The organism is Mesorhizobium sp. XAP4 (genome assembly GCF_029269325.1).
GTDB lineage: Bacteria > Pseudomonadota > Alphaproteobacteria > Rhizobiales > Rhizobiaceae > Mesorhizobium > Mesorhizobium ciceri.
This window is the reverse complement of sequence record NZ_JARIXW010000001.1, coordinates 1,647,831-1,671,228: the sequence shown is the minus strand read 5'-3', so window position 1 is coordinate 1,671,228 and position 23,398 is coordinate 1,647,831. Positions and strand designations below refer to the sequence as shown.

Annotated in this window: 24 protein-coding genes; 10 read left to right on the top strand and 14 right to left on the bottom strand. The window is 61.9% G+C overall.

Annotation, left to right across the window (positions count from 1 at the left end; genetic code table 11):
• Positions 1–7: 7 nt before the first annotated feature.
• From P3C39_RS08455 to P3C39_RS08445, 3 genes are read right to left on the bottom strand one after another with little or no spacing between them, the layout of a single operon-like run.
• Positions 8–1,225, bottom strand: coding sequence for a cytochrome c (locus P3C39_RS08455; RefSeq protein ID WP_275953104.1), 1,218 nt, complete (start codon positions 1,223–1,225; stop codon positions 8–10).
• Positions 1,222–2,988, bottom strand: a complete 1,767-nt coding sequence (locus P3C39_RS08450; RefSeq protein ID WP_024503527.1) for a GMC family oxidoreductase — start codon at positions 2,986–2,988, stop codon at positions 1,222–1,224. The genes P3C39_RS08455 and P3C39_RS08450 overlap by 4 nt, the downstream gene beginning before the upstream one ends.
• Before the next feature lie 2 nt (positions 2,989–2,990).
• Entirely contained in the window at positions 2,991–3,617 is a 627-nt protein-coding gene (locus tag P3C39_RS08445) for a gluconate 2-dehydrogenase subunit 3 family protein (RefSeq protein WP_244514297.1), read from the bottom strand.
• Positions 3,618–4,205: 588 nt separating this feature from the next.
• Between P3C39_RS08445 and P3C39_RS08440 the strand changes: the two genes are divergently transcribed.
• A complete protein-coding gene (locus P3C39_RS08440) occupies positions 4,206–4,643 on the top strand; it encodes a VOC family protein (RefSeq protein WP_024503525.1) in 438 nt (145 codons plus the stop codon).
• A 10-nt stretch (positions 4,644–4,653) separates the two neighbouring features.
• On the opposite strand, the gene P3C39_RS08435 is transcribed toward P3C39_RS08440, so the two are convergent.
• Complete coding sequence (locus P3C39_RS08435; protein WP_063167926.1) at positions 4,654–4,959, bottom strand: ribbon-helix-helix domain-containing protein; 306 nt, start codon at positions 4,957–4,959, stop codon at positions 4,654–4,656.
• Positions 4,960–5,167: 208 nt separating this feature from the next.
• Between P3C39_RS08435 and P3C39_RS08430 the strand changes: the two genes are divergently transcribed.
• The 3 genes from P3C39_RS08430 (at position 5,168) to P3C39_RS08420 (ending at position 7,792) form a co-directional block, all read left to right on the top strand.
• Entirely contained in the window at positions 5,168–5,563 is a 396-nt protein-coding gene (locus P3C39_RS08430) for a VOC family protein (protein ID WP_013531853.1), read from the top strand.
• 81 nt (positions 5,564–5,644) lie between these two features.
• Positions 5,645–6,175: a hypothetical protein gene (locus P3C39_RS08425; RefSeq protein WP_027161508.1), complete on the top strand. Its 531-nt coding sequence runs from the start codon at positions 5,645–5,647 to the stop codon at positions 6,173–6,175.
• Between the two features lie 45 nt (positions 6,176–6,220).
• Positions 6,221–7,792, top strand: a complete 1,572-nt coding sequence (locus tag P3C39_RS08420) for a GMC family oxidoreductase (protein ID WP_013531851.1) — start codon at positions 6,221–6,223, stop codon at positions 7,790–7,792.
• Positions 7,793–7,856: 64 nt separating this feature from the next.
• Here the strand turns inward: P3C39_RS08420 and P3C39_RS08415 are convergent, their stop codons facing one another.
• On the bottom strand, positions 7,857–8,270 hold the full coding sequence (locus P3C39_RS08415) for a hypothetical protein (RefSeq protein WP_027161509.1): 414 nt from the start codon (positions 8,268–8,270) through the stop codon (positions 7,857–7,859).
• Positions 8,271–8,583: 313 nt separating this feature from the next.
• Between P3C39_RS08415 and urtA the strand changes: the two genes are divergently transcribed.
• The 6 genes from urtA (at position 8,584) to P3C39_RS08385 (ending at position 14,798) form a co-directional block, all read left to right on the top strand.
• Positions 8,584–9,894 (top strand): urea ABC transporter substrate-binding protein, encoded by a 1,311-nt coding sequence (gene urtA, locus P3C39_RS08410; RefSeq protein ID WP_013531849.1) that lies wholly within the window; start codon positions 8,584–8,586, stop codon positions 9,892–9,894.
• Between the two features lie 97 nt (positions 9,895–9,991).
• Entirely contained in the window at positions 9,992–11,605 is a 1,614-nt protein-coding gene (gene urtB / locus P3C39_RS08405; protein ID WP_127385405.1) for an urea ABC transporter permease subunit UrtB, read from the top strand.
• Entirely contained in the window at positions 11,602–12,834 is a 1,233-nt protein-coding gene (gene urtC / locus P3C39_RS08400) for an urea ABC transporter permease subunit UrtC (protein ID WP_275953103.1), read from the top strand. The genes urtB and urtC overlap by 4 nt, the downstream gene beginning before the upstream one ends.
• Before the next feature lie 6 nt (positions 12,835–12,840).
• Positions 12,841–13,587 carry an urea ABC transporter ATP-binding protein UrtD gene (urtD, locus tag P3C39_RS08395; protein WP_013531846.1) on the top strand — a complete coding sequence of 249 codons (747 nt, stop codon included), beginning with the start codon at positions 12,841–12,843 and terminating at the stop codon, positions 13,585–13,587.
• Between the two features lie 69 nt (positions 13,588–13,656).
• Positions 13,657–14,352: an urea ABC transporter ATP-binding subunit UrtE gene (gene urtE / locus P3C39_RS08390; protein WP_013531845.1), complete on the top strand. Its 696-nt coding sequence runs from the start codon at positions 13,657–13,659 to the stop codon at positions 14,350–14,352.
• Between the two features lie 269 nt (positions 14,353–14,621).
• Complete coding sequence (locus tag P3C39_RS08385; RefSeq protein WP_013531844.1) at positions 14,622–14,798, top strand: hypothetical protein; 177 nt, start codon at positions 14,622–14,624, stop codon at positions 14,796–14,798.
• A 44-nt stretch (positions 14,799–14,842) separates the two neighbouring features.
• On the opposite strand, the gene P3C39_RS08380 is transcribed toward P3C39_RS08385, so the two are convergent.
• From P3C39_RS08380 to P3C39_RS08340, 9 genes are all read right to left on the bottom strand, one after another.
• Positions 14,843–15,994 (bottom strand): GGDEF domain-containing protein, encoded by a 1,152-nt coding sequence (locus P3C39_RS08380; protein ID WP_275953102.1) that lies wholly within the window; start codon positions 15,992–15,994, stop codon positions 14,843–14,845.
• Positions 15,995–16,109: 115 nt separating this feature from the next.
• Entirely contained in the window at positions 16,110–16,931 is an 822-nt protein-coding gene (locus tag P3C39_RS08375) for a DUF72 domain-containing protein (protein WP_127385406.1), read from the bottom strand.
• 26 nt (positions 16,932–16,957) lie between these two features.
• On the bottom strand, positions 16,958–17,428 hold the full coding sequence (locus tag P3C39_RS08370; protein WP_224672857.1) for a GNAT family N-acetyltransferase: 471 nt from the start codon (positions 17,426–17,428) through the stop codon (positions 16,958–16,960).
• 40 nt (positions 17,429–17,468) lie between these two features.
• Positions 17,469–20,390 (bottom strand): excinuclease ABC subunit UvrA, encoded by a 2,922-nt coding sequence (uvrA, locus tag P3C39_RS08365; protein ID WP_064995833.1) that lies wholly within the window; start codon positions 20,388–20,390, stop codon positions 17,469–17,471.
• Positions 20,391–21,103: 713 nt separating this feature from the next.
• A complete protein-coding gene (locus P3C39_RS08360) occupies positions 21,104–21,400 on the bottom strand; it encodes a hypothetical protein (protein ID WP_275953101.1) in 297 nt (98 codons plus the stop codon).
• Positions 21,401–21,488: 88 nt separating this feature from the next.
• Positions 21,489–22,094 (bottom strand): ATP-dependent Clp protease proteolytic subunit, encoded by a 606-nt coding sequence (locus P3C39_RS08355; RefSeq protein ID WP_013531838.1) that lies wholly within the window; start codon positions 22,092–22,094, stop codon positions 21,489–21,491.
• A gap of 20 nt (positions 22,095–22,114) precedes the next feature.
• Positions 22,115–22,606 (bottom strand): SRPBCC domain-containing protein, encoded by a 492-nt coding sequence (locus P3C39_RS08350; protein WP_275953100.1) that lies wholly within the window; start codon positions 22,604–22,606, stop codon positions 22,115–22,117.
• Complete coding sequence (locus P3C39_RS08345) at positions 22,603–22,917, bottom strand: metalloregulator ArsR/SmtB family transcription factor (RefSeq protein ID WP_013531836.1); 315 nt, start codon at positions 22,915–22,917, stop codon at positions 22,603–22,605. Before P3C39_RS08345 ends, P3C39_RS08350 begins: the two co-directional genes overlap by 4 nt.
• A 44-nt stretch (positions 22,918–22,961) precedes the next feature.
• A complete protein-coding gene (locus tag P3C39_RS08340) occupies positions 22,962–23,381 on the bottom strand; it encodes a cupin domain-containing protein (protein WP_346016433.1) in 420 nt (139 codons plus the stop codon).
• Positions 23,382–23,398: the final 17 nt, after the last annotated feature.

Here is a 23,398-nt window from a genome sequence, read left to right as displayed (position 1 = left end):
TACGGGTCTACTGGGCCAATCCCTTGCGTACGGCGGCGACATCGCCGGACGAGACTGCAGGAGCCGCGTTGCCCCAACTGGCGCGCACATAGGTCAAGACGTCGGCGACCTCCTGGTCTTTCAGGCGCCAGGCCAGGGAAGGCATGGCGGGCGTCGTCGGTGCATCGGCCGTGTGCACGGCCTGGCTGCCGGCAAGGACGAGCCGTGCCAGTGTTTCGGAACTGCCCTGCGCGACGATCGAATTGCCGGCAAGGGAAGGGAAAAGCGCGCCTGACCCGGCACCATCTCCACCATGGCAGGCCGAGCAATTGTCGCGATAGATTGCCTCGCCCGCGGTCATCCGTGTTGCGTCAGGCTTTGCCGGTTGGGCGCTGTCGACATCCGAGCCCAGGCTCTTGAGGTAGACTGCAACCGCCTTGAGATCGGGATCGGTCATTTTCGACGTGGAGTTCTCGATGGCCTCCGCCATCGGACCGGAGGCAATCGAATGCGCATTGACGCCGGTCTTGAGGTATTTCACCAGATCCTCTTCCGACCATTTGCCCAGGCCCGATTGCGCATTGTTGGTGATGTCGGGGGCAAACCAGCCCTGCAGGGAGGCACCTTGCAGGAACTCGCTGTCCTTATCGGCACCAAGGAAAGATTTGGGCGAGTGGCAGGTGCCGCAATGGCCCGCGCCCTGGACGATATAAGCGCCGCGATTCCACTCCGCCGACTTGGAGGGATCCGGCTGAAAGCTTGCTTCGGTGAAGTTGAGGGCATTCCAGCCCAGCATCGCCAGCCGGATGTTCAACGGGAACGGCAGCTGATTGGCTTCGACCTTGTTCGATACCGGTTGAACCGTCGTCAGATAGGCCCACAAGTCGGAAATGTCCCGATCGTTCATCCTGGTATAGGCGGGGTAGGGCATTGCGGGGTAGAGCCGCACACCATTGTGGCCGATGCCTGACTTCATCATGCTGCGGAAGTCGGCTTCCGACCAACTGCCGATGCCCGTCTCGCGGTCAGGCGTTATGTTGGGCGGCACAAGCGCGCCGAACGGCGTTTCGAGCGGCAGGCCGCCGGCCAGCGGTTTGCCCTCGGCTCGCGTATGACAGCCTGCACAGTCGCCGAGCACCGCCTGATACTGTCCACGTATGATCTGGTCCGCCTGGTCGGCACTCCATGCCGGGCCGCCAGTGAGGGCCGCAGCACCGATGGCGAGCGTGAGAACGAGCTTGTTCATGCCTGCACCAGGGGTGCACCGGGATTGCGCAGATATTGATTGCGGATGGCATCGGCGGCGCGGAAAGCGAGCGCGCCGACCGTTCCTGTCGGATTTTTGCCGGCATTCTGCGGGAAGGCCGACGCACCGATGACAAAGACATTGGGGACGTCCCAGCTCTGGAGGAAGGTGTTGACCGCGCTCTTCTTCGGGTCCGTTCCCATGATGGCGCCGCCCGTATTGTGGGTGCTCTGGTAGGGGACGCTGTCCCAGCCTTTCTTGCGGCGGCTGACGGCGTACTGCTTTCCGCCGAGCGCCTTGGCGATTTCCTCCATCCGGTCGCAGACATAGTTCGACATGCGGATGTCGTTGTCGGGAAAATCGAACGTCATGCGCATCAGCGGCCGCCCGAAACGGTCCTTGTAGGTCGGGTCGAGGTCGAGGTAGTTGTTGCGCGTCGCGTAGCTGCTTCCCTGGGACGAGTAGCCAAGCGTGCTCTTGTAGCCCTCGACCGTTGCCTTCTTCCAGGCGCTGCCCCATTTCGGCGTGCCGGGCAAGGTCGGCCTGGTTCCGATCGGGCGCCCGTTGGTGGGAATGCAGTTGATGCCCGCACCGCCGACGAAGTCCAGCGCGCCGTGGTCGAACGCGTCACCATTGTAATCGTCGATCGTCTGGCCGAGCGCGCCTGCGGCGATGAACGGGTTGAAGTTCTTGTCGTCGAAGAACACCTGCACGCCGGCGTTTGTCTGGTAGCAGTAATTGCGCCCAACCGTTCCTTCGCCGCTGCCGGGGTCGTAGATCTTGCCGATGCCGGACAGCATCATCAGCCGGGCATTGTGCAGGCCGTAGGCGCACAGCAGCACCAGATCGGCCGGCTGGAAGTACTCCTCGCCTGAGGTATCGACGTAGGTCACGCCGCGCGCCGACTTGCCTCCGGGAGCCAGATCGACATGCAGTACCTCGCTGTCGGTGCGGACTTCGAAATTGGACTTCTTCATCAGCACCGGAAGGACGGTGGTCTGGGCGCTCGACTTCGAATAGTTGGCACAGCCGAAGCGTTCGCAGAATCCGCAATAGGTGCATTGACCCATGGCGATGCCGAGCGGGTTGACATAGGCCCGCGACATGTTGGCGGATGGGGTCGGGAAGGGATGCAGGCCGATCGACCGGCCGACCTCGGCGAACAGGGTTGGCGCGTAGGTCATCTGCATCGGCGGGTTCGGATAATCCCGCGACCTTGGATCCTCGAACGGATTGCCGCCTTCCTGCAACTGCCCCTTGATATTGCCGGCCTTGCCCGAGATGCCTGCCAGATACTCGAACTGGTCGTAATAGGGCTCCATCTCCGCGCCGGTCACGCCCCAGTCCTCGACCTGGAGATCGGCGATTCTCGATGCACCATATTTCTTGGTCAGATTGGTCTTTATCTGAAAGTCTGAATCCCAGAACCGCCAGGTGTGGCCGTTCCAGTGGACGCCGGCGCCGCCGACGCCGTTGCCGGGGAGGAAGGAGCCGAAATCGCGCATCGGCAGCGCCTTCTGCGACGGGTCGTTGCGCACCGTCATGGTTTCCACGGCGGGCTGCAGGAAGAGGTCGCGCCGGATGCTGTAGCGCAACTCATCCTGCGCGTAGCCGATGTTGAAATCGGTTGCCGTATCGCGCCAGGGGCCGCGTTCTATAGCCACCACGTCCAGGCCCTGATCGGTCAATTCGTGGGCCAGAATGGATCCCGTCCAGCCGAGGCCGACGATCACGACGTCTTTGCGAGGCAGTATCTTGGTCATGATCAGGCGCCTTTGCCGAGCCATTCGGGGCGCCCGATGATCGAGACAGGCGGCTGCGGATATGGCTGATTGTGTTTGCTGACATGGTCGCGGTAGTCGTAGCGGGCGCCTGGAAAACCAAGCATGCGCCACGAGACCATGTCCTTGTTGCCGCCATAGACGGGGTCGGCAAAGAACCCCTCCATGGTGTTCTGCAGCAGAAGCCCGAAGAAACCCGGCCCCTTGACGCCATTGGGCAGGTCGACCTTCCCGGCCTCCATAGCCGTCAGGAAGGCATCCTGTTCGGCCGGTGCGAGCTCGACGAATGTCTTGCCGTCCCGCTGTTTCAGGAAAGCGTCGATGGCGGCAAGCCCGGTGCGGTAACGCTGCGCCGGATTGGCCTCGCCCTGATAGCCCTGGGTGGGCAGTCCAGGCAGAAACGGGCCTTGCGTGTAAAGCCGGCTCGACGCACCGAACGCCCCCATCAACTGCCTGTCGATATAGACGGCGCAACCGGCTTCCTTGCCGCCCATGCTGAGTTCGTCGGCCGGAATGATGCGGTCGACGATCGCCTCGACTAGAGCTGCTTCCTGGGCCGAGAAAAAGTGCCAGCCGCCTGCCACGACCTGCGTCGGTGGATCGGATGTCATTGGCGTCCAGGGCAAAGTGCCCGAGAACGATCGCGCAAAACCGGCCGATGTCGCGGTTGCCGTAAACATTGCGACCGAGGACAGGAAAAGACGCCGATTCATTCGGACAGGGTTGCGACGGTTCATATTAGGAATCTCAAAAATAAGAGAGCGCGCTTGGGAAATGATGCCCAAGTATTCATGACAACGATAGTTAGGTTAAGCCGCAGATCGAATGCCGATAGACTGCGAGATGAAAATGACCTCGTCAACCACATCACAAAATCGTTAGCGAGGGTTTGGTCTACTGTCGACCAGGTCTGCTTGTGCTGTTGGAAGCCGGTTTTCGCCCGGAACTTGGGCTGCAGCGTCGCCTCTTGCAGAGCGTCCTGGCATACGCGGCCGGATACTGGACCGATAGAAACAGCATCGTGCCATCAGGCATGAATCAGGGACAGCCACAGACCGGCTGGCGTTCGAGGTAGTGGTCGACACCAGGGCGCCACCGCGACGCATCACGAGGCGTTCCGGACCCCTTGATCATACCTGCTCAGCTGGCACGCAGCCTAATGAGTTTACGACCTGGACGACGCCTTGTAGACTGAACACATGGCGCTCAAACGGATGGACAACATAGGAATCGTCGTCGATGACCTCGAAGAGACGATTGGTTTCTTTGGCGAGCTCGGCCTTGAGCTCGAAGGGCGGGCCACGATCGAAGGAGAATGGGCCGGACGTGTCACTGGACTGGGCGATCAACGCGTCGAGATTGCCATGATGCGGACGCCGGACGGCCACAGCCGGCTCGAACTGTCCCGCTTCCTCACGCCGCCTGTCGTCTCGGATCACCGCAACGCCCCGGTTAACGCCCTCGGCTACCTCCGCGTCATGTTCGCCGTGGACGACATTGACGGGACGCTTGAAAGGCTCCGCAATCGCGGTGCGCGGCTCGAAGGCGAAGTTGTCCAGTATAGAGACGTGTATCGGCTCTGCTACATTCGAGGGCCCGGAGGGCTTCTCATAGGGCTCGCGCAAGAACTAAGCTGAGCGCAATGCGCTAAGCGGCCTGCCGCTTCGGCACCATCTGCTCATCCATCCCCGGCCGATGGCCGCGCAGATAGAGCGCGCAGGTGGTGCGCAGCATCGACGCAAAGTTCGGGATGGCGCCGTTGATCTCTATGGCTTCGTCATAGAGCTTGGAGATGAATTTCGGCGTCGTCAGGTTCTGGTTTTCGGCGATCTCGTCAAGCAACGCCCAGAACGTCGCTTCGAGCTGGATGCTGGTCGAGTGACCGTCGATGCGAATCGAGCGGTTGATCTGGCGATAGCCTTCGGGGTCCTGGCCCGCAAACACCCTGCACATCCGACAAACCTCCCATGATTGTTGGTCTTGGGTGGACGGGCGTCCAGTTTGATACTGCTTGACCTGTCCCCACACGTATTCTCGGGCAAAATTGCCGGTCCGGCAATCGGACTTTCGTCCCGTTCGCGGCTGCGGGCGTGGTAACCGGCTGCCACCACCTTTTGTCCGCGCCGCGCATAATCGCCTCCACACCAGCGCGGAGACTAATTTGGCCAAGGCGATCCACAGTATGATCCGGGTTCTCGACGAGGCCCGATCGGTCGATTTCTACAGAAACGCCTTCGGGCTCAATGTCGCCGACAGGTTGGATTTCGAGACGTTCACGCTCCTTTACCTCAGCAATGCCGAGGCAGGGTTCGAGCTCGAACTGACCGTGAACAAGGATCGGCAGGAAGCTTACGGGCTCGGCGACGGCTACGGTCACTTCGCTGTCTCCGTCGCCGACCTCGACAGCGAACATGACCGTCTCGGTGCGCTTGGCCTGAATCCGAAGAAGATCGTCGAGTTCAACCGCGACGGATCGCTGATCGCCCGCTTTTTCTTCATCGAGGACCCCGACGGCTACAAGATCGAGGTTCTGCAGCGCGGAGGTCGCTTCCAATAGGAGAGATAGCAGTCGCGCCGGCAGGTGCGGCGCCAGCAAACGCACTCTCAACAGTGCACATAGCAAGCAGGGAGGAATAAAATGGTCACGATCTATGACGCGAAGCCCGGGCTTTCACGTCGCGAGCTTCTCAAACGCGGCGGCATCGGCGCGCTGCTCGTCATCTCCGGTAGCGCCGTCATCAGTCCTGAACATGCCTGGGGGCTCGAGACATCGGCACTCAAGCCCGAAACCATGGCGACGCTGATCCAGATGGCGCGTGACATTTATCCGCACGATCAGGTGCCGGACAAATACTACGCCATTGCCGTGAAAGGTCATGACGAGCAGGCCGGCAAGGACGCCGCCTACAAGGCGATGCTCGAGGATGGCATCGCCGACCTCGACAAGAAATCCGGTGACGGCGGCTATCGCGGCCTCGGCTGGGAAGACCAGCGCGTCGGCGTGCTGAAGCAGATCGAGGCGACGCCGTTTTTCCAGGCCATCAGAGGCGGCCTTGTGGTCGGCCTCTACAACCAGAAAGAGGTGTGGCCGATCTTCGGCTACGAGGGCGAGTCCTATTCCAAGGGCGGCTACATCGCGCGCGGTTTCGACGACATCGAGTGGCTCTGAACCCGTCGTTCCTGAACCCGCAAACAGAAATCATGGGAGGAAACCATGGCAGCTTCATTTGATCTGAACAACGACGGCGTGGTCGTCATCATCGGTTCGGGCGCCGGCGGCGGCACGCTCGGCAACGAACTTGCCCAGAAGGGTGTCGACGTCGTCATCCTGGAAGCCGGCGCGCGCCACGAATACGAGGATTTCGTCAATGACGAGTGGGGTTCGTTCGCCCAGCTCGCCTGGACCGACAAGCGCACCACGTCCGGCGACTGGCGCGTGGCAAAGGATTTTCCGAACCTGCCGGCCTGGATCGTCAAGTCGGTCGGCGGTTCGACCACGCATTGGGCGGGAGCCTCGCTGCGCTTCCAGGAGCACGAGTTCAAGACGCTCTCGACCTATGGCAAACTGGAAGGCGCCAACCTGCTCGATTGGCCGATCACGCTGGCCGAGATGGAGCCCTACTACGCCAAGGCCGAGGCCAAGATGGGCGTCACCGGCACCAATGACTGGCCGCGGCTGCCGGGCAACAACAATTTCAAGGTGTTGAAGGCCGGCGCCGACAAGCTCGGCTACAAGGAATGCCACACCGGCAACATGGCCATCAACTCGGTCGATCGCGACGATCGTAATTCCTGCCAGCAAACCGGCTTCTGCTTCCAGGGCTGTAAATGGGGCGCCAAATGGTCGACGCTCTACACCGAGATCCCCAAGGGCGAGGCGACAGGCCATCTCGAAGTCAGGCCGAATGCCATGGCGATCAAGATCAACCACGACGCCAGCGGAAAGGTGACCGGCGTCGTCTACGCCGACAAGGACGGCAAGCTGCAGGAGCAGAAGGCGCGCATCGTCGCGGTTGCCGGCAACTCGATCGAGAGCCCAAGGCTGCTGCTCAATTCGGCGTCGGGAAAATTCCCCGATGGGCTTGCCAACTCGTCGGGCCAGGTCGGCAAGAACTACATGCGCCACACCACCGGCTCGGTCTATGCCATCTTCGACAGGCCGGTGCATATGTATCGCGGCACCACCATGGCCGGCATCATCCGCGACGAGGCGCGGCATGATCCGTCGCGTGGGTTCGTGGGCGGCTACGAGTTCGAGACGCTGTCGCTCGGCCTGCCGTTCATGGCCGCATTCCTCGATCCGGGCGCCTGGGGGCGCTCGTTCACCACCGCACTCGATCACTACGACCACATGGCCGGCCTGTGGATCGTCGGTGAGGACATGCCGCGCGCGGAGAACCGCATCACGCTGCATGCAGACGAGAAGGACGCGCACGGCATGCCGATCGCCGACGTGCATTTCGACGACCATCCGAACGACACGGCGATGCGTAACCACGCCTACAAACAGGCTACGGCACTTTACGATGCGGTCGGCGCCACCCGTACCTTCCCGACGCCACCCTATCCGTCGACTCACAATCTCGGCACCAACCGGATGAGCGAGAAAGCGGAAGACGGCGTCGTCAACAAGCACGGCCAGGCGCACGACATCAAGAACCTGTTCGTGTCGGACGGCAGCCAGTTCACCACCGGGGCCGCCGAAAACCCGACCCTGACGATCGTGTCGCTGGCGATCCGCCAGGCCGACTACATCGCCGCGCAGATGTCGGCAAAGACGATCTAGTCACATCCTCCCGACAGGCTGCTGGCGCGGAACCCGCAAGGTTCCGCGCCTTTTTCTTGCCGCCTTATTGCTTGGTGCAGGTCGATGCGGTGAAAGCGCCGTCGGGTTGCTTCATGATGATGTCGAAGGAGGGCACGGTTTCGCCGTCCAGCGTCGCCTGGGTCAGCGACAGCGAGTTGCCGCCGGCGGTGTAGCCGCCCAGTGGTCCCAGCCAGGAAATCACGCCGTTCGCATCCATTTGGTAGTTGTACCCTTGCTGAGCGGGGCCGAAGACGCCGAGGCTGGTGTAGACAGGGCCGCTGTAGACGTTCCCCTTGATGGTGATGTCGCCGAGGCTGAGGAACATGCCAAGCAGGTACACTTCGCAATGATAGGTGCCGTCAGGCATCTTGCCATCGCTGAAATCGGCTCGCGCGGCTCCGGTTGCTGCGGCCAGAAGCAGTATGCCGATGAAAAAGCGTGAAATCCCTGAAATCATGACGTCGCTCGTTTGAAGAGCGAGCTTGCCCTATTTTTGCACCGCGCCGCAACATCGGTCGCCCAAGGCGCCGCTATTCAGATCAAAATCTAGGCAGCCTCAGAGAATGAGCGAAAATTAGGCAAAAACTGTGTAAGCTGCGCAAATTTCCCTCAATCGATTTCTGGCCGGCTCTCTTTTTTTTGGAAGCCCCTATATTCCAAGCCGCTGATATCTATGAACTATTTGCACCCTTTCAGGATCGCTGGAGCGGTTGGCATGGGGGTTGCATTGTAGTGTTGCGGTGCAATCAACTAGCTTGGGAGTCCGTAATATGAGGGGTAATTTCTCGACAATAACAAAAATGTTTTCGGCTGGTGCGGTCGCCGCCGGCCTGTTGATGTCGGCTCCGGCCAAGGCCGCCGACGACACGATCAAGGTCGGCATTCTTCATTCGCTCTCGGGGACCATGGCGATTTCGGAGACGACACTGAAGGACGCCATGCTGATGCTCATCGACGAGCAGAACGCCAAGGGCGGCCTGCTCGGCAAGAAGCTCGAGGCGGTGGTCGTCGATCCGGCTTCCAACTGGCCGCTGTTTGCCGAAAAGGCGCGCGAACTGATCTCCAAGGACAAGGTTGCGGCGGTGTTCGGCTGCTGGACCTCGGTGTCGCGCAAATCGGTGCTGCCGGTGTTCTCCGAACTCGACAACATCCTGTTCTATCCGGTCCAGTATGAGGGCGAGGAGAGCGAGCGCAACGTGTTCTACACGGGGGCGGCGCCGAACCAGCAGGCGATCCCGGCGGTCGACTATCTGATGAGCGAGGACGGCGGTTCGGTTAAGCGCTGGGTGCTGGAAGGCACCGACTACGTCTATCCGCGCACCACCAACAAGATCCTCGAGGCCTATCTGAAGGCCAAGGGCGTGGCGGCTGAAGACATCATGGTCAATTACACGCCGTTCGGCTTCTCCGACTGGCAGACCGAGGTTTCGGCGATCAAGAAGTTCGGTTCGGCCGGCAAGAAGACCGCCGTTGTCTCGACCGTCAACGGCGACGCCAACGTGCCGTTCTACAAGGAACTCGGCAACCAGGGCATCAAGGCCGAGGACATTCCGGTCATGGCCTTCTCGGTCGGCGAGGAAGAGCTTGCAGGTCTCGACACCGCGCCGCTGGTCGGCCATCTCGCCGCCTGGAACTATTTCGAGAGCATCGATACGCCCGAGAACAAGAAGTTCATCGCCGACTGGCACAAATTCATCAAGAACGACAAGCGCACCACCAACGACCCGATGGAGGCCCATTATATCGGCTTCAACATGTGGGTGAAGGCGGTCGAGAAGGCCGGCACCACCGATCCGGACAAGGTCATCGACGCCATGATCGGCGTGTCGGTGCCGAACCTGACCGGCGGCTATTCGACGATGATGCCGAACCACCACATCACCAAGCCGGTGCTGATCGGCGAAATCCAGGCCGACGGCCAGTTCGAGACCGTGTCGCGCACGCCGGGCCTGGTGATGGGCGACGAATGGTCCGACTATCTGCCTGATTCCAAGGACCTGATCTCGGATTGGCGCGCGCCTCTGTCCTGCGGCAACTTTAATGTTGCCACCGGCAAGTGCGGCGGCAAGGGCACGAACTGATCCCTCCCAGGGCTGACCCAGTCAGACCGCGCGCGTCCGGACGGCTTCCTCCGCCGTCCGGACGCCCACTTCAACCTTCAGGGGTTACCAGAAACCGATGACCTTAATCCGCACGGGTTTGATGCTGTTGTTCCTGCTGGCGACACTGTCGTCATCGGGCGCTGGCGAAACCGATCTGCGCGGCATCATCGCCAAATTCGCCACGGCCAAGGGCTTTTCCGAGATCGGAGCCGTCGTCCACGAACTGGCAGCCGCTGGCGACCCGGCGGTGGAGCGGCCGCTTGCGGCACTTGCCGACGGCAACCTCTATGTCCGCAAGGCCGATTCCCTGGTGTTTGTCGGCAAGGAAGCGGGCGAGAGCGTCCAGCTTTCCGACCCGTTGAGCGGGGAGGCCTCGGGTGAGGCGGCCAAGGACGGCATCACCAAGATCAAGGTCAACAACACGCTGCGTCGCGTCATCCGCGATGCGTTGGGCACGCTGACGCTCGGCGCCAAGGATCCGGCTGTTCGCATCGCCGCCGCCGACACCATGTTCAAGACACCTGACGCCGCAAATATCGCCCCCCTCGATACGGCGATCGCCGGTGAGGCCGTGGCCAGCGTCAAGGCTCTGCTCGAACAGGCCCGTGCCGCGTCAGTTCTTGTCTCGGATCGGCCCGAAGCCGACAAGCTCGCCGCCATCGCGCTTATCGGGGCACGGGGCGATCGCGATGCTGTTTCGCTGCTCACTTCGGTCGTGGCGAATTCCACCGACGCGGTTAGGCAAGCGGCGACAGCCGCGATCGCCAACATCAATTCGACGCTGGCCTTCTGGGACGCCGGGCAGAACGTCTGGTACGGCATCTCGCTGGGCTCGGTGCTGCTGCTGGCGGCAATCGGCCTCGCCATCACGTTCGGCGTCATGGGCGTCATCAACATGGCGCATGGCGAGATGGTCATGCTCGGCGCCTACACGACCTTCGTCGTCCAGCAGGTGATCCGTACATCCTTCCCGGACCTGTTCGACTGGTCGCTGGTCATCGCACTGCCGCTCGCGTTTCTCGTCGCGGCCCTGGTTGGCCTGATCATCGAGCGCGGTGTCATCCGCTTCCTCTATGGCCGGCCGCTTGAAACGCTGCTGGCGACATGGGGCGTCTCGCTGATCCTGCAACAGGCCGTGCGCTCAATCTTCGGGCCGACCAACCAGGAGGTCGGCAACCCATCCTGGATGTCGGGCTCGTTCAATGTCGGACAGTTGGCGATCACCTGGAACCGCCTGTGGATCCTGGTTTTCGCGCTCGCTGTCTTCGGCATCCTGCTCTACGTGATGAAGCGCACGCCCTGGGGCCTGCAGATGCGCGCCGTCACCGCCAACCGGCGCATGGCTGCCTCGATGGGCATCAGGACGCCGTGGGTCGACGCGCTGACCTTCGCGCTCGGCTCCGGCATTGCCGGCATTGCCGGCGTCGCGCTGAGCCAGATCGACAACGTCTCGCCCAATCTCGGCCGCGGGTACATCATCGACAGCTTCATGGTCGTTGTCTTCGGCGGCGTCGGTAATCTGTGGGGCACGCTGGTCGGCGCCTTCTCGCTCGGCATCGTCAACAAGTTCCTCGAGCCTTATGCGGGCGCGGTGCTCGGCAAGATCGTCGTGCTGGTGCTGATCATCCTGTTCATCCAGAAACGCCCGCGCGGCCTGTTCGCGCTCAAGGGGAGGGCGGTGGAAGCATGATCACGGGACGCTTCTTTGCCGCCGGCGCGGACCGCCGCATCGCCATTACGATCTCTATCCTGCTGGCGGTGGCCGTCATCGTGCCGTTGCTCAACCTTGCGGTGTCTCCTACCAGCGCCTTCTACATCCCATCCTACATCGTCGCGCTGACCGGCAAATATCTCTGCTATGCGCTGCTTGCCTTGGCGCTCGACCTGGTCTGGGGCTATTGCGGCATCCTTTCGCTCGGCCACGGCGCCTTCTTCGCGCTCGGCGGCTATGCAATGGGCATGTATCTGATGCGTCAGATCGGCTCGCGCGGCGTCTATGGCAATCCCATCCTGCCCGACTTCATGGTGTTCCTGAACTACAAGGAACTGCCATGGTTCTGGTATGGCTTCGACCATTTCTGGTTCGCCGGCCTCATGGTGCTCGCGGTGCCTGGCCTGCTGGCTTTCGTCTTCGGCTGGTTCGCCTTCCGCAGCCGCGTCACCGGCGTTTATCTCTCCATCATTACCCAGGCGATGACGTATGCGCTGCTGCTTGCCTTTTTCCGCAACGACATGGGTTTCGGCGGCAACAACGGCCTGACCGATTTCAAGGATATTCTGGGCTTCAACGTGCAGGCCGACGCGACGCGCTCGGCGCTGTTTGCCGCCAGCGCGGTGATGCTGGCACTTGCCGTCTTCGTCACCTGGGCGATCGTCGGCTCAAAATACGGCAAGCTCTTGATGGCGGTACGCGATGCCGAGAGCCGCACGCGCTTTCTCGGCTGGCGGGCGGAGAACGTGAAACTGTTCGCCTTCACCGTCTCGGCCGTCATGGCCGGCATAGCCGGCGCGCTCTACGTGCCGCAGGTCGGCATCATCAATCCGGGTGAATTCGAGCCGGCCAATTCGATTGAAGTCGTCGTCTGGGCGGCTGTCGGCGGGCGCGGCACCATTGTCGGGCCGATCATCGGTGCGTTGCTGGTCAATGCCGGAAAATCCTGGTTCACCGGCGTACTGCCGGAGTTCTGGCTGTTTGCACTGGGTGGACTGTTCGTCGCCGTCACGCTTTTGCTGCCCAAGGGCATCATCGGCATGTGGGACAGCTGGCGCGGCAACGCCAAGGCGTTGCGAGCTGCTTCGATTGCCGAGGAAGCCGGCACCGATGCCGATGTCTCGCCGCCGGCGAAAATCGTGCGCAGTGAAGCAAGAAAGCCAGGTGACTGGTCCGCCAGCAACCCCGAACCACAGCCGGCGGAGTGAGCGACCATGTCAAAGTCGAACACGATCCTTTATCTCGACGGCGTCTCGGTCTCCTTCGACGGCTTTCGCGCCATCAACAATCTGTCGCTGGTGCTCGACAAGGGCGAGATGCGCGCCATCATCGGCCCCAACGGCGCCGGCAAGACGACGATGATGGACATCGTCACCGGCAAGACGCGGCCCGACGAGGGCGAAGTGTTCTTCGACGGCCAAGTCGATCTGACCAAGCACGACGAGGCCGAGATCGCCATGATGGGCATTGGCCGTAAATTCCAGAAGCCGACCGTCTTCGAAAGCCACACGATCGAGGAAAACCTGATGCTGGCGCTGAAGGGTCCTCGCTCGATCTTCCCGGCGCTGTTTCACCGCCGCTCGGCCGCCGAGACGCGGCAGATCGATGACATCCTCGGCATCATCCGGCTTGGCGACAAGCGTGACGAACTGGCGGCCAATCTCAGCCATGGGCAAAAGCAGTGGCTGGAGATCGGCATGCTCTTGGCGCAGGACCCGAAACTGCTTCTGGTTGACGAGCCGGTCGCCGGCATGACCGATGCCGAGACCGAGGAAACCGCGCGGCTGCTCAAGGATATCGCCCGCGACCATTCGGTCATCGTCGTCGAGCACGACATGCATTTCGTGCGCGAGCTCGGCGTCAAGGTCACCTGCCTGCACGAGGGCTCGGTGCTCTCGGAAGGCACACTCGATTTCGTGTCGGCCGACGAGCGTGTCGTCGAAGTCTATCTGGGGAGATGAGCATGGTCTGGCGGGTTCAGTTCCATCACTTCGATCTGTCGTTTCTCAGGTTCTGGAGACGGCGCTGACATGCTCGAAGTTTCCAATGCCACGCTGCACTACGGCGCCGCCCAGGCGCTGCGCGGCGTATCGCTGAAGGCGGGCGCCGGCAAGATCACCTGCGTGCTCGGCCGCAACGGCGTCGGCAAGACCAGTTTGATGAGATCGATCGTCGGCCACCACCGGCTGACGAGCGGAAGCGTTGCCTTCGAGGGGAAGGCGCTCGACCGGAGCGCGGCGTATGACCGCGCCCGGTCGGGCATCGCATTCGTACCGCAGGGCAGGGAGGTCTTTCCGCTGCTCACCGTGCGGGAGAACCTGGAATCAGGCTTTGCGCCGCTGAGGCGAGCCGACCGCAACATTCCGGCGCATGTCTTCGAATTGTTCCCTGTGCTGAAGCAGATGCTCGGCCGTCGCGGCGGCGATCTTTCCGGCGGCCAGCAGCAACAGCTCGCCATCGGGCGGGCGCTGGTGATGCGGCCGAAACTGCTCGTGCTCGATGAACCGACCGAGGGCATACAGCCGTCGATCATTAAGGACATCGGCCGCGCCATCCGCTATCTACGCGACCAGGCGGGCATCGCCGTGCTTTTGGTCGAACAATATCTCGATTTCTGCCGCGAGCTCGCCGACGAGGTCAACATCATGGACCGGGGCGTGATCGTCCATACCGGCCCGGCTGAAGATTTAGACCGGGCTGATGTGCGGAAGTTCCTTACCGTCTAGCATTGGCGGTGAACTTCAGTTGGCGATCCGAAGTTCTTGCCAAGTCCAATATTTCTCCATCCGATCACCTGCGTCTCTGGCACGCTCAATATCGCGTGCTAGTCTTTTCCATGGCTTTGTGAGTCGGCCGCTTCCGTATCAGTCTGGTTATCGCAGATCGAGGACCACGGCCAATGCCGGGCAAGTTTCACGCAAGCAAGGCTGCCTAGCTTCCCTCCTGCGATCTCTGTCGTTCAAACGCGTTTGGGCACACAGGCTAAGGGACAGCCATGGAACGTTACGTCGAGGATTACCAGAAGCGGCGGCTTACCGAACGCGTCGACATCATCGCTGCCATCAATATCTTGAGATCACAGGGCTGCGACTACGACGATCTGATCGAGGAGATCACCAAGGTCTTCTATGTCGATCTCGATACCTTCAATGAGATTGTCATGGCGGCCTAGGAGCCGCATTCGTCTCCCCACGATCAGAGGCCGGTGTTGCGCGATTAGCTTGCGCGCCTGAACGGAGACGCGGTGACGCGGTTACGGCCTCCGCGCTTGGCGTCGTAGAGCGCCTTGTCGGCGGCGTTGAGCACCTTGTCGAAGCCGAGGCCTTCCTTGGTGCCGAAAGCAAATCCGGCACTGACGGTGCATATCAGCGAGCCTGTCTCGGTTTCGATGCGGTGCGCGGCGAAAGCTGCCCGTATGGCCTCGGCGGTGGCCTCCACCGTTTCGGGCAAGGTCCGCTTCAGCACCAGCGCGAACTCCTCGCCGCCCATGCGCGCGGCGACGTCGGCCGGGCGGCGATTGCTGGCGAGTTCCCGTGCAAACACCCTCAGCACTTCATCACCGGCGGCGTGGCCGAATTCGTCGTTGATGGCCTTGAAGTTGTCGAGATCGAAGACGACCACCGCCGTGAAGGCGCCGACCGGCGCATCGCCGTGCAGGTCGAACAGGGCGCGGCGGTTGAGCAGGCCGGTCAGCGGGTCGGTCAGGGCATTGTGGCGGTGATGCCGGGCCAAGCGTCCCTGATTCAGGGCCAGGGAAAGCGCTCCAATCCCGGTCATGCTGGCGATGACGATGATGAGGCTCAGTTCCTCGGCCCAGTTGCTTGGCGCATGTCCAAGGATCAGCTTTCCATCCAAGGCTAAAACCATGGCGCAGAGAGCGAAGGATGCGGCCGTGGCAGAATAGAGCGCGGTGATACCGATCGTCAGGGCAGGGGCTTCGTCGCGGCCCTTCCAGTATTCGACCGCCGTTGCGAACAGAAGCAAGGCGGCGAAGGCATTTTCGAACATGAAGCCCAGCCCATCATAACCTAGGGCCATGGGAGGCAACGTCACGGCCAGCGAAATGGCGCTGCCAAGTACAGTTCGGGGCACTGGCGAGCCGCCGGTTCTGAACTGGTAGGCCGCGCCTAGCATTGTCGAGAAACCGAGCAGGAGGAAAGCCAGCGTGGCGATGCCCAGCAGGCGCCCGGGCATGTCGATATAGGCGTCATAGACAAAAATATCGCCGACCACGAACACCAGGCTGATCGCCCATGTCAGCAGGAATTTCTCCGAGCGAGCGGTCAGCCACATGCCGAACAATGTCAGGCTCAGGCAGGCCGCGGAAAAACCGACAGCCAGGAGAAGTGAAGTGTAGTCGAGCGACATGCCCCTCGTCCTTGCCCGTGGCGGCCCAGATCTGCGACTGGTCTGGCTGAATTCATGCAGCAAGGAGGTATCGATAAGGTTACGACGGTGGCGAAGATGCCATGATTCCGCTGCGTCAGGGAACCGGTTGACCCTGGTCCACTCGCTTCATCAGTGCCATGGCGCCGAACGGCGCGCGCACCTTGCCCTCGGTGATGAAGTAAACGAACACGTCGCGCGGCTTGACCGGCGCATCGGTGGCGGGGTCGGCGCGCCGCAGGTCGGCCGGCTGCTTGCCTTGCGCCCAGGTCTTTACCCGCGCGGCCCATTCATCGAGGCCTTTCGGCGTATAGCAGTCGGGATTGTCATCGCTGCCGGTCTGCAGTCGGGCGTAGACGAAATCGGCGGTGATGTCGGCGATATCAGGATATTTGGCATGGTCGGCGTAGACGATCGCGGCCTTGTATTTTCGGGCAAGTGCTGCGAATTCCGGCACGACAAAACTGTCGTTGCGGACTTCGAGCGCATGGCGCAGCGCAACGCCGTCCTGCTTTTCCGGTAGCAGCTTCAGGAAGGCTTCGAAATCGTCCGGATCGAATTTCTTGGTCGGCGCGAACTGCCACAGGATCGGCCCGAGCTTTTCGCCGAGCGCCGCCACGCCGGAGCCAAGAAAGCGCATCATCGATTCGCCGGCCTCGCCCAGCACGCGCCGGTTGGTAACGAAGCGGTTGCCCTTCAGCGAATAGACAAAGCCGTCCGGCGCTTCGCTGGCCCATTTGACGAAGGTCGGCTCCTTGAAGCTGGAATAGTAGGTGCCGTTGACCTCGATGCTCGGCACCTGGCGAGTGGCGTAGTTCAACTGCTTGGCCTTGGAAAGCTTGTCGGGATAGAAGGACGTATCCCAGGGTTCGAAGGTCCAGCCGCCCATGCCGGCGCGGATTGTTCCCGATGTGCTCATTGTCATCCTCCCAATGCAGAAAAAGATCAGGCCGCGGTAATCTCATCGACGGTTTTGATCATGTCGACGAGCACCCATCCTGGCCGGTAGGGATTGGGCCGGCGACCCGTTTCGTGGAAACCATAGGCAAGATAGAGCGCAATGTTCCGCTCCATCCTGGCGTTGGTGTAGAGCCGCACTTCTGGCAGACCCCAGAGATGGGTCTGCTCATCCGCGTGTTTCAGCAGCGCAATGCCGAAGCCCTTGCCTTGAAAGTCGGGGGAGACCGCGACGGAGAAGATCATCGCGTGGTCGTCATGTCGCTCCAGCGCGATCAGCCCGGCAAGCTCGCCGCCACTTTCCAGCAACCAGACCTCGCCGCGCGCGATGCGCGGCGCATAGTCCTCGGTGACCGGGATCGGCGGCGCGCCGAACAGCGCGATGTAAGGTGCATAGGCCGCTTCCGTCAGCGAGACGACGGTTTGGAGATCACCGGCAAGCGCTCTTCTGATTGTCATTCAAAAGCTCTCCAGAGCTCTCCAGGCGCCAACCGGTCGATCACTCCGCCGCTTCGCGTTTGCCTCCGGGACGTCGCTCCAGAAGCTCCTTGAGGAACTGGCCGGTGTAGCTGCGTTTTTCGCGCACGATGGCTTCCGGCGTGCCGGAGGCGACCAGTTCGCCGCCGCCGTCGCCGCCTTCGGGGCCGAGGTCGAGCACCCAGTCCGCGGTTTTTATCACTTCGAGATTGTGCTCGATGACCACCACCGTGTTGCCCTGGTCTACCAGTTCGTGCAGCACTTCCAGCAGTTTGGCAACGTCGTGGAAATGCAGGCCAGTGGTCGGCTCATCCAGGATGTAGAGCGTCTTGCCGGTCGCCTTGCGCGACAGTTCCTTGGCGAGCTTGATGCGCTGCGCCTCGCCGCCGGACAGCGTTGTCGCCTGCTGGCCGATATGGATGTAGCCGAGGCCGACCTGCTTCAGCGTGTCGAGCTTGTCGCGCACGCCGGGCACGGCGGCGAAGAAATCGACGCCTTCCTCGACCGTCATGTCGAGCACGTCGGCGATCGACTTGCCCTTGAACAGGACATCGAGCGTCTCGCGGTTATAACGCTTGCCGTGACAGACGTCGCAGGTGACGTAGACGTCGGGCAGGAAGTGCATCTCGATCTTGATGACGCCGTCGCCCTGGCAGGCCTCGCAGCGGCCGCCCTTGACGTTGAACGAGAAGCGTCCCGGCTGATAGCCGCGCGCCTTGGCCTCCGGCAGGCCAGCGAACCAGTCGCGGATCGGCGTGAAGGCGCCGGTATAGGTGGCCGGGTTTGAACGCGGTGTGCGGCCGATCGGCGACTGGTCGATGTCGATGACTTTGTCGAGGAATTCGAGGCCCTCGATGCGGTCGTGGTCGGCCGGATGTTCGCGCGAGCCCATGATGCGTCTCGAGGCGGCCTTGAACAGCGTCTCGATCAGGAAGGTCGACTTGCCGCCGCCGGACACGCCAGTGACGGCGGTGAAGGTGCCGAGCGGGATTTCGGCGGTGACGTTCTTCAGATTGTTGCCGCGCGCGCCGACGATCTTTATGCGGCGGTTCTTCTTCGCTTCACGCCGCACGCCGGGCGTCGCCACTTCGAGCGCGCCCGACAGATATTTGCCGGTGATCGAATTGGGATTGGCCATGACCTGCTGCGGCGTGCCCTGGGCGATGATCTCGCCGCCATGGATGCCGGCGGCCGGGCCCATGTCGACGACATAGTCGGCATGCAGGATGGCGTCCTCGTCATGCTCGACGACGATCACCGTGTTGCCGATGTCGCGCAGGTGCTTCAGCGTATCGAGCAGGCGCGCATTGTCGCGCTGGTGCAGGCCGATCGACGGCTCGTCCAGCACATAGAGCACGCCGGTCAGGCCGGAGCCGATCTGCGATGCCAGCCGGATGCGCTGGCTCTCGCCGCCCGACAGCGTGCCGGAATTGCGCGACAACGTCAGATAGTCGAGCCCGACATCGTTGAGGAAGCGCAGCCGTTCACGGATTTCCTTGAGCACACGCACCGCGATTTCGTTCTGCTTGTCGTTGAGCGACGCGGGCAGGTCGGTGAACCACTGGTCGGCCTTGCGGATGGAAAGCTCGGTGACTTCGCCGATGTGCCTGCCGGCGATCTTCACCGCCAGCGACTCGGGCTTCAGCCGATAGCCCTTGCAGACCGGGCAGGGTGTGGCCGACATGAAGCGCTCGATCTCCTCGCGCATCCAGGCGGATTCGGTCTCTTTCCAGCGCCGCTCGAGATTGGGGATGACGCCTTCGAAAGTCTTCGTCGTCTTGTAGGAGCGCAGGCCGTCATCATACTGGAAGGTGATCTCGCGCTCGCCGGTGCCGCGCAGGATGGCTTCCTTGGCCTCTTCGGTTAGATCCTTGAACTTGTCGCCGAGCTTGAAGCCATAGGCCTTGCCCAATGCCTCCAGCGTCTGCGCGTAATAGGGCGAGGTCGACTTCGCCCACGGGCTGACGGCGCCGTCGCGCAGCGAGATGTTTTCATCCGGCACGATCAGATTGCCGTCGATGGCGCGCTGGCTGCCGAGACCGTCGCAGGTCGGGCAGGCGCCGAACGGATTGTTGAACGAAAACAGCCGCGGTTCGATTTCCGGAATGGTGAAGCCGGAGACCGGGCAAGCGAACTTTTCCGAGAACAGGATGCGCTCATGCGTCTCGTTCTTCGACTTGTTGACCGAATCCTCGCCGGTCTGGCTGGAATCGAGCGGCTTGTCGGCGAATTCGGCGACCGCCAGCCCATCGGCCAGCTTCAGCGCCGTTTCGATGGAATCGGCAAGCCGAGTCGCGAGATCGCCGCGCACGACGATGCGGTCGACGACGACATCGAGGTCATGCTTGTACTTCTTGTCCAGCGCCGGCACGTCGGCGATCTCATAGAAGACGCCGTCGACCTTGACGCGCTGAAAGCCCTTCTTCTGCAGTTCCAGCAATTCCTTGCGGTACTCGCCTTTGCGGCCGCGCACCATCGGCGCCAGGATGAACAGGCGCGTGCCTTCCTCGATCGCCAGCACGCGGTCGACCATCTGCGAAACCGTCTGGCTCTCGATCGGCAGGCCGGTGGCCGGCGAATAGGGGATGCCGACGCGCGCAAAAAGCAGGCGCATATAGTCGTAGATCTCGGTGACGGTGCCGACCGTCGAACGCGGGTTCTTCGATGTGGTCTTCTGCTCGATGGAAATGGCAGGCGACAGGCCGTCGATCTGGTCGACGTCAGGCTTCTGCATCATTTCGAGGAATTGCCGCGCGTAGGCCGACAGGCTTTCGACGTAGCGGCGCTGGCCCTCGGCATAGATCGTGTCGAAGGCAAGCGATGACTTGCCGGACCCCGACAGGCCGGTCATGACGATCAGGCTGTCACGCGGCAGGTCGAGATCGACATTCTTCAGATTGTGTTCGCGCGCCCCGCGAATGGAAAGATATTTATGGTCGGCCATAGCCGGTCGCCGCCTCAGAATCTGGAATTTCCTGGAATGGCGGGTTTTCCCGGCCATCCCCTATGTAGGTAGTTTTGCCGCCACGTCGAGAGACGCCACAATTCCCGACAAAAGCGTTTAAGCGTCTTTCGCGTGAACGGGCAAGCGGAAAGAACAAAGGCCGAACACGCTCCTGACAAAGCTGTGCAAAACTGACTTGTACGTAACCTCCCGACGATCACGTTTTTCGGTAACCGGCTATTGATAGTTGACGCGGGCAACCCAGGAGCGCAGTCTCCGGAAGTCAACGAAGCCGGCCGTCTTTCGATGGCCTCGCCGCCCAAAGGCGGCCTGTGAGACGCCGCAGGCATTTGCGATTTGTGCTTCGAATTGACAACAATCGCAACGGACAGAGGAGCGGAGCTATGACGCCACCGGATCGTCCCCTAGGGTTCCAGTTGTCACTGGAGCCGCGGCAGGCATAAGTGCCAGGGTTTAGCGTCTGCGCCACCCGGCAAACCGTGACCTGCCATATCCCCTAAAAATCAGAGACTGCTAGTCGGATCGTCGGCCGAACGCCGCGGTGCATCCGAAATCAAACGCCGGCAGTACACTCCCGGCAAAGTTGGATTTGAGATCCAGAAGGCCCCGTCCGTTTGCCCAAGGCACGGCGGGGCCGTTTTATGTGGGGAACGCTCATTTCCGCGCGCACTCAGTGACGCGTCCGCGCGCACTCAGTGACGCGGCGGCCCGATCGAGCCGGCGCCGACATCGACGGTGATGCTGCCGGAAATCCTGACATCCGTATCGCCGATCTTGAATGTGCCGTTCTCGCCGGCCGGCAGCGCATCGTCCGGCTCGCGAGCCGGCTTGGCGATGCGGTAGTCGCCGGTCACGCCGGGCAGGGCGCTTTTTTGCGTCGACGGCGAACTGTCCTCTGCAAGAGCCGCGCCGCTCAGGAGGCTGGCAAATGCGAGCACCACGACGGCGATGACGGGGCGCAGTGGTCTGGAAGGATGAGTGTCGGCCATCCCAGGACTATAGTGGCGCGCCGCCGATGGAACCAGACCGGCATCGTCAAATCTTCGGCAGCCGGCCGGACTCCGCTCCGGCCCTGGCTTACGCCGCCTTTTTGCGCGTGTCGAAAACATGGTCGACGATGCCCCATGCCTGCGCCTCGCGGGCGGTCATGAAGTGGTCGCGGTCCAGCGTGCGCTCGACCTCTTCATAGGTACGGCCGCAATGCTGCGCGTAGAGCTCGGTCATGTGCCGTTTCGTCCTGCCGATGCGCTCGGCATGTCGCTGGATGTCGGAGGCCTGACCCTGGAACCCGCCCAGCGGCTGATGCAGCAGGATGGTGGCGTTCGGCAGGGAAATCCGGCGCCCCGGTGTGCCTGCCATCAGCAGGAACGAGCCCATCGAAGCGGCAAAGCCCATGCATACGGTCGACACCGGACAGCTGATATATTGCATCGTGTCGTAGATGGCGAAACCACTGGTCACCACGCCGCCCGGCGAGTTGATGTAGAGCGAGATCTCCTTGTCCGGATTGTCCGATTCCAGCGACAAAAGCTGCGCGCAGACCAGCGCCGAGATGTCGTCGTTGATCTCGCCGTTGATGAAGATGATGCGCTCGCGCAGCAGCCGCGAAAAGATGTCGAAGGCGCGTTCGCCGCGGCTCGATTGCTCGATGACCATCGGCACCAGACTGGCAACACCGCTCATTTTTCTTCTCCGATTTTCTATTATGCCGCGCGCAGAAGGCGCGGGGCGTTCGCGGCGATGGGCTTTCCAATTGCGCGCAAACCGAGCGAAAGACGGCAGCCGGCGCTTGCCATGGCGATGGCAGGCATGGCCTTGCGGGCAAAGCCGTCATGGACGACACGCAGATGCGTGCCGCCGGAAACGGTCCGGGCAAGTGTGAAGGTGACGGTACTGTCGAGCGGATCCTGCCTGGCTGCGTCGCCCGGCTGCTCCCGCCAGGAATAGCGCAGCAACTTCTCGGGTTCGGCGTCGAGGATTTCGCATTCGATCGGCGCGCCCGTCCCGGCGAAGGCAAAACGGTTGCCGATCTCGGGTCTCATGTCGTTGGGCATCATCCAGGCGGCGAGCAATTCCGGTACGGTCAGGGCCCGCCAGACCTTTTCCGGCGGCTCGGCAAGGTCGTACTCGAACTCGAGCGCATCCGGAGAGACTTCGCGATGGCTTTCGTCGGCCATTGATCCCCTGTCGTTCATTGATCCATGTCCTTCAAAACCGCCTTCAGCCTTTCGATGCGTTCCGGCCAGAAAGTCCGGTAGCGTTCGATCCAGGAGAGCAAGGGAGCGAGCCCCTGCGGATCGGCGCGGTAATAGGCGTTGCGGCCGGCTCGCCGCTCGACCACCAGGCCTGCGCCACGCAGGACGGCCAAATGCTGCGACACCGCGGGCTGCGACACCGTCATACCGGTGCGCAATTCCGACACGCTCATCTCGCCTGCGGCTAGCCGCTCAAAGACGGCGCGGCGCGTCGGGTCGGCCAGTGCGCGAAAAATCTCTGCTTCGATCATGTCAAAAGCATAAGTGAATACTTATTGATTTGGCAAGCACTGTTTTACGAGATTGTCGGAAGCCAGCGTCTCACCATTCCGGCAGGCCCATCGAACGTCGCCTCGAAAATCGGCGACGCAAGGACGGCGTGGATGTGAAGCGTTCCAGTGCCGGCGTTCTTGAACCCGTGTTTCCTGTTCGCGGGGACAACGAGAGACTGGCCCGATGTCACGACTGTATGCTCATCGTCGATCCACATCTCAGCCCTACCGGCGATAACGGTCAGCACTTCCTCCACGGGATGCCAATGCGTTGGGGCGCCGACCGTGGGCTTGACCCATTGCTCGAATATGCAAAGTTGCGATGCACCATTGCTGGCCGACACATGCATGCGTGTTTCCACACCTGCTCGCCATTGCTCGCGCTGCTGGTCCTCATGTGCGACAGACTTCATTTGATCGCCCCCGGTCAGATCCGATTTCATGGAAATTTCCGGCCGGG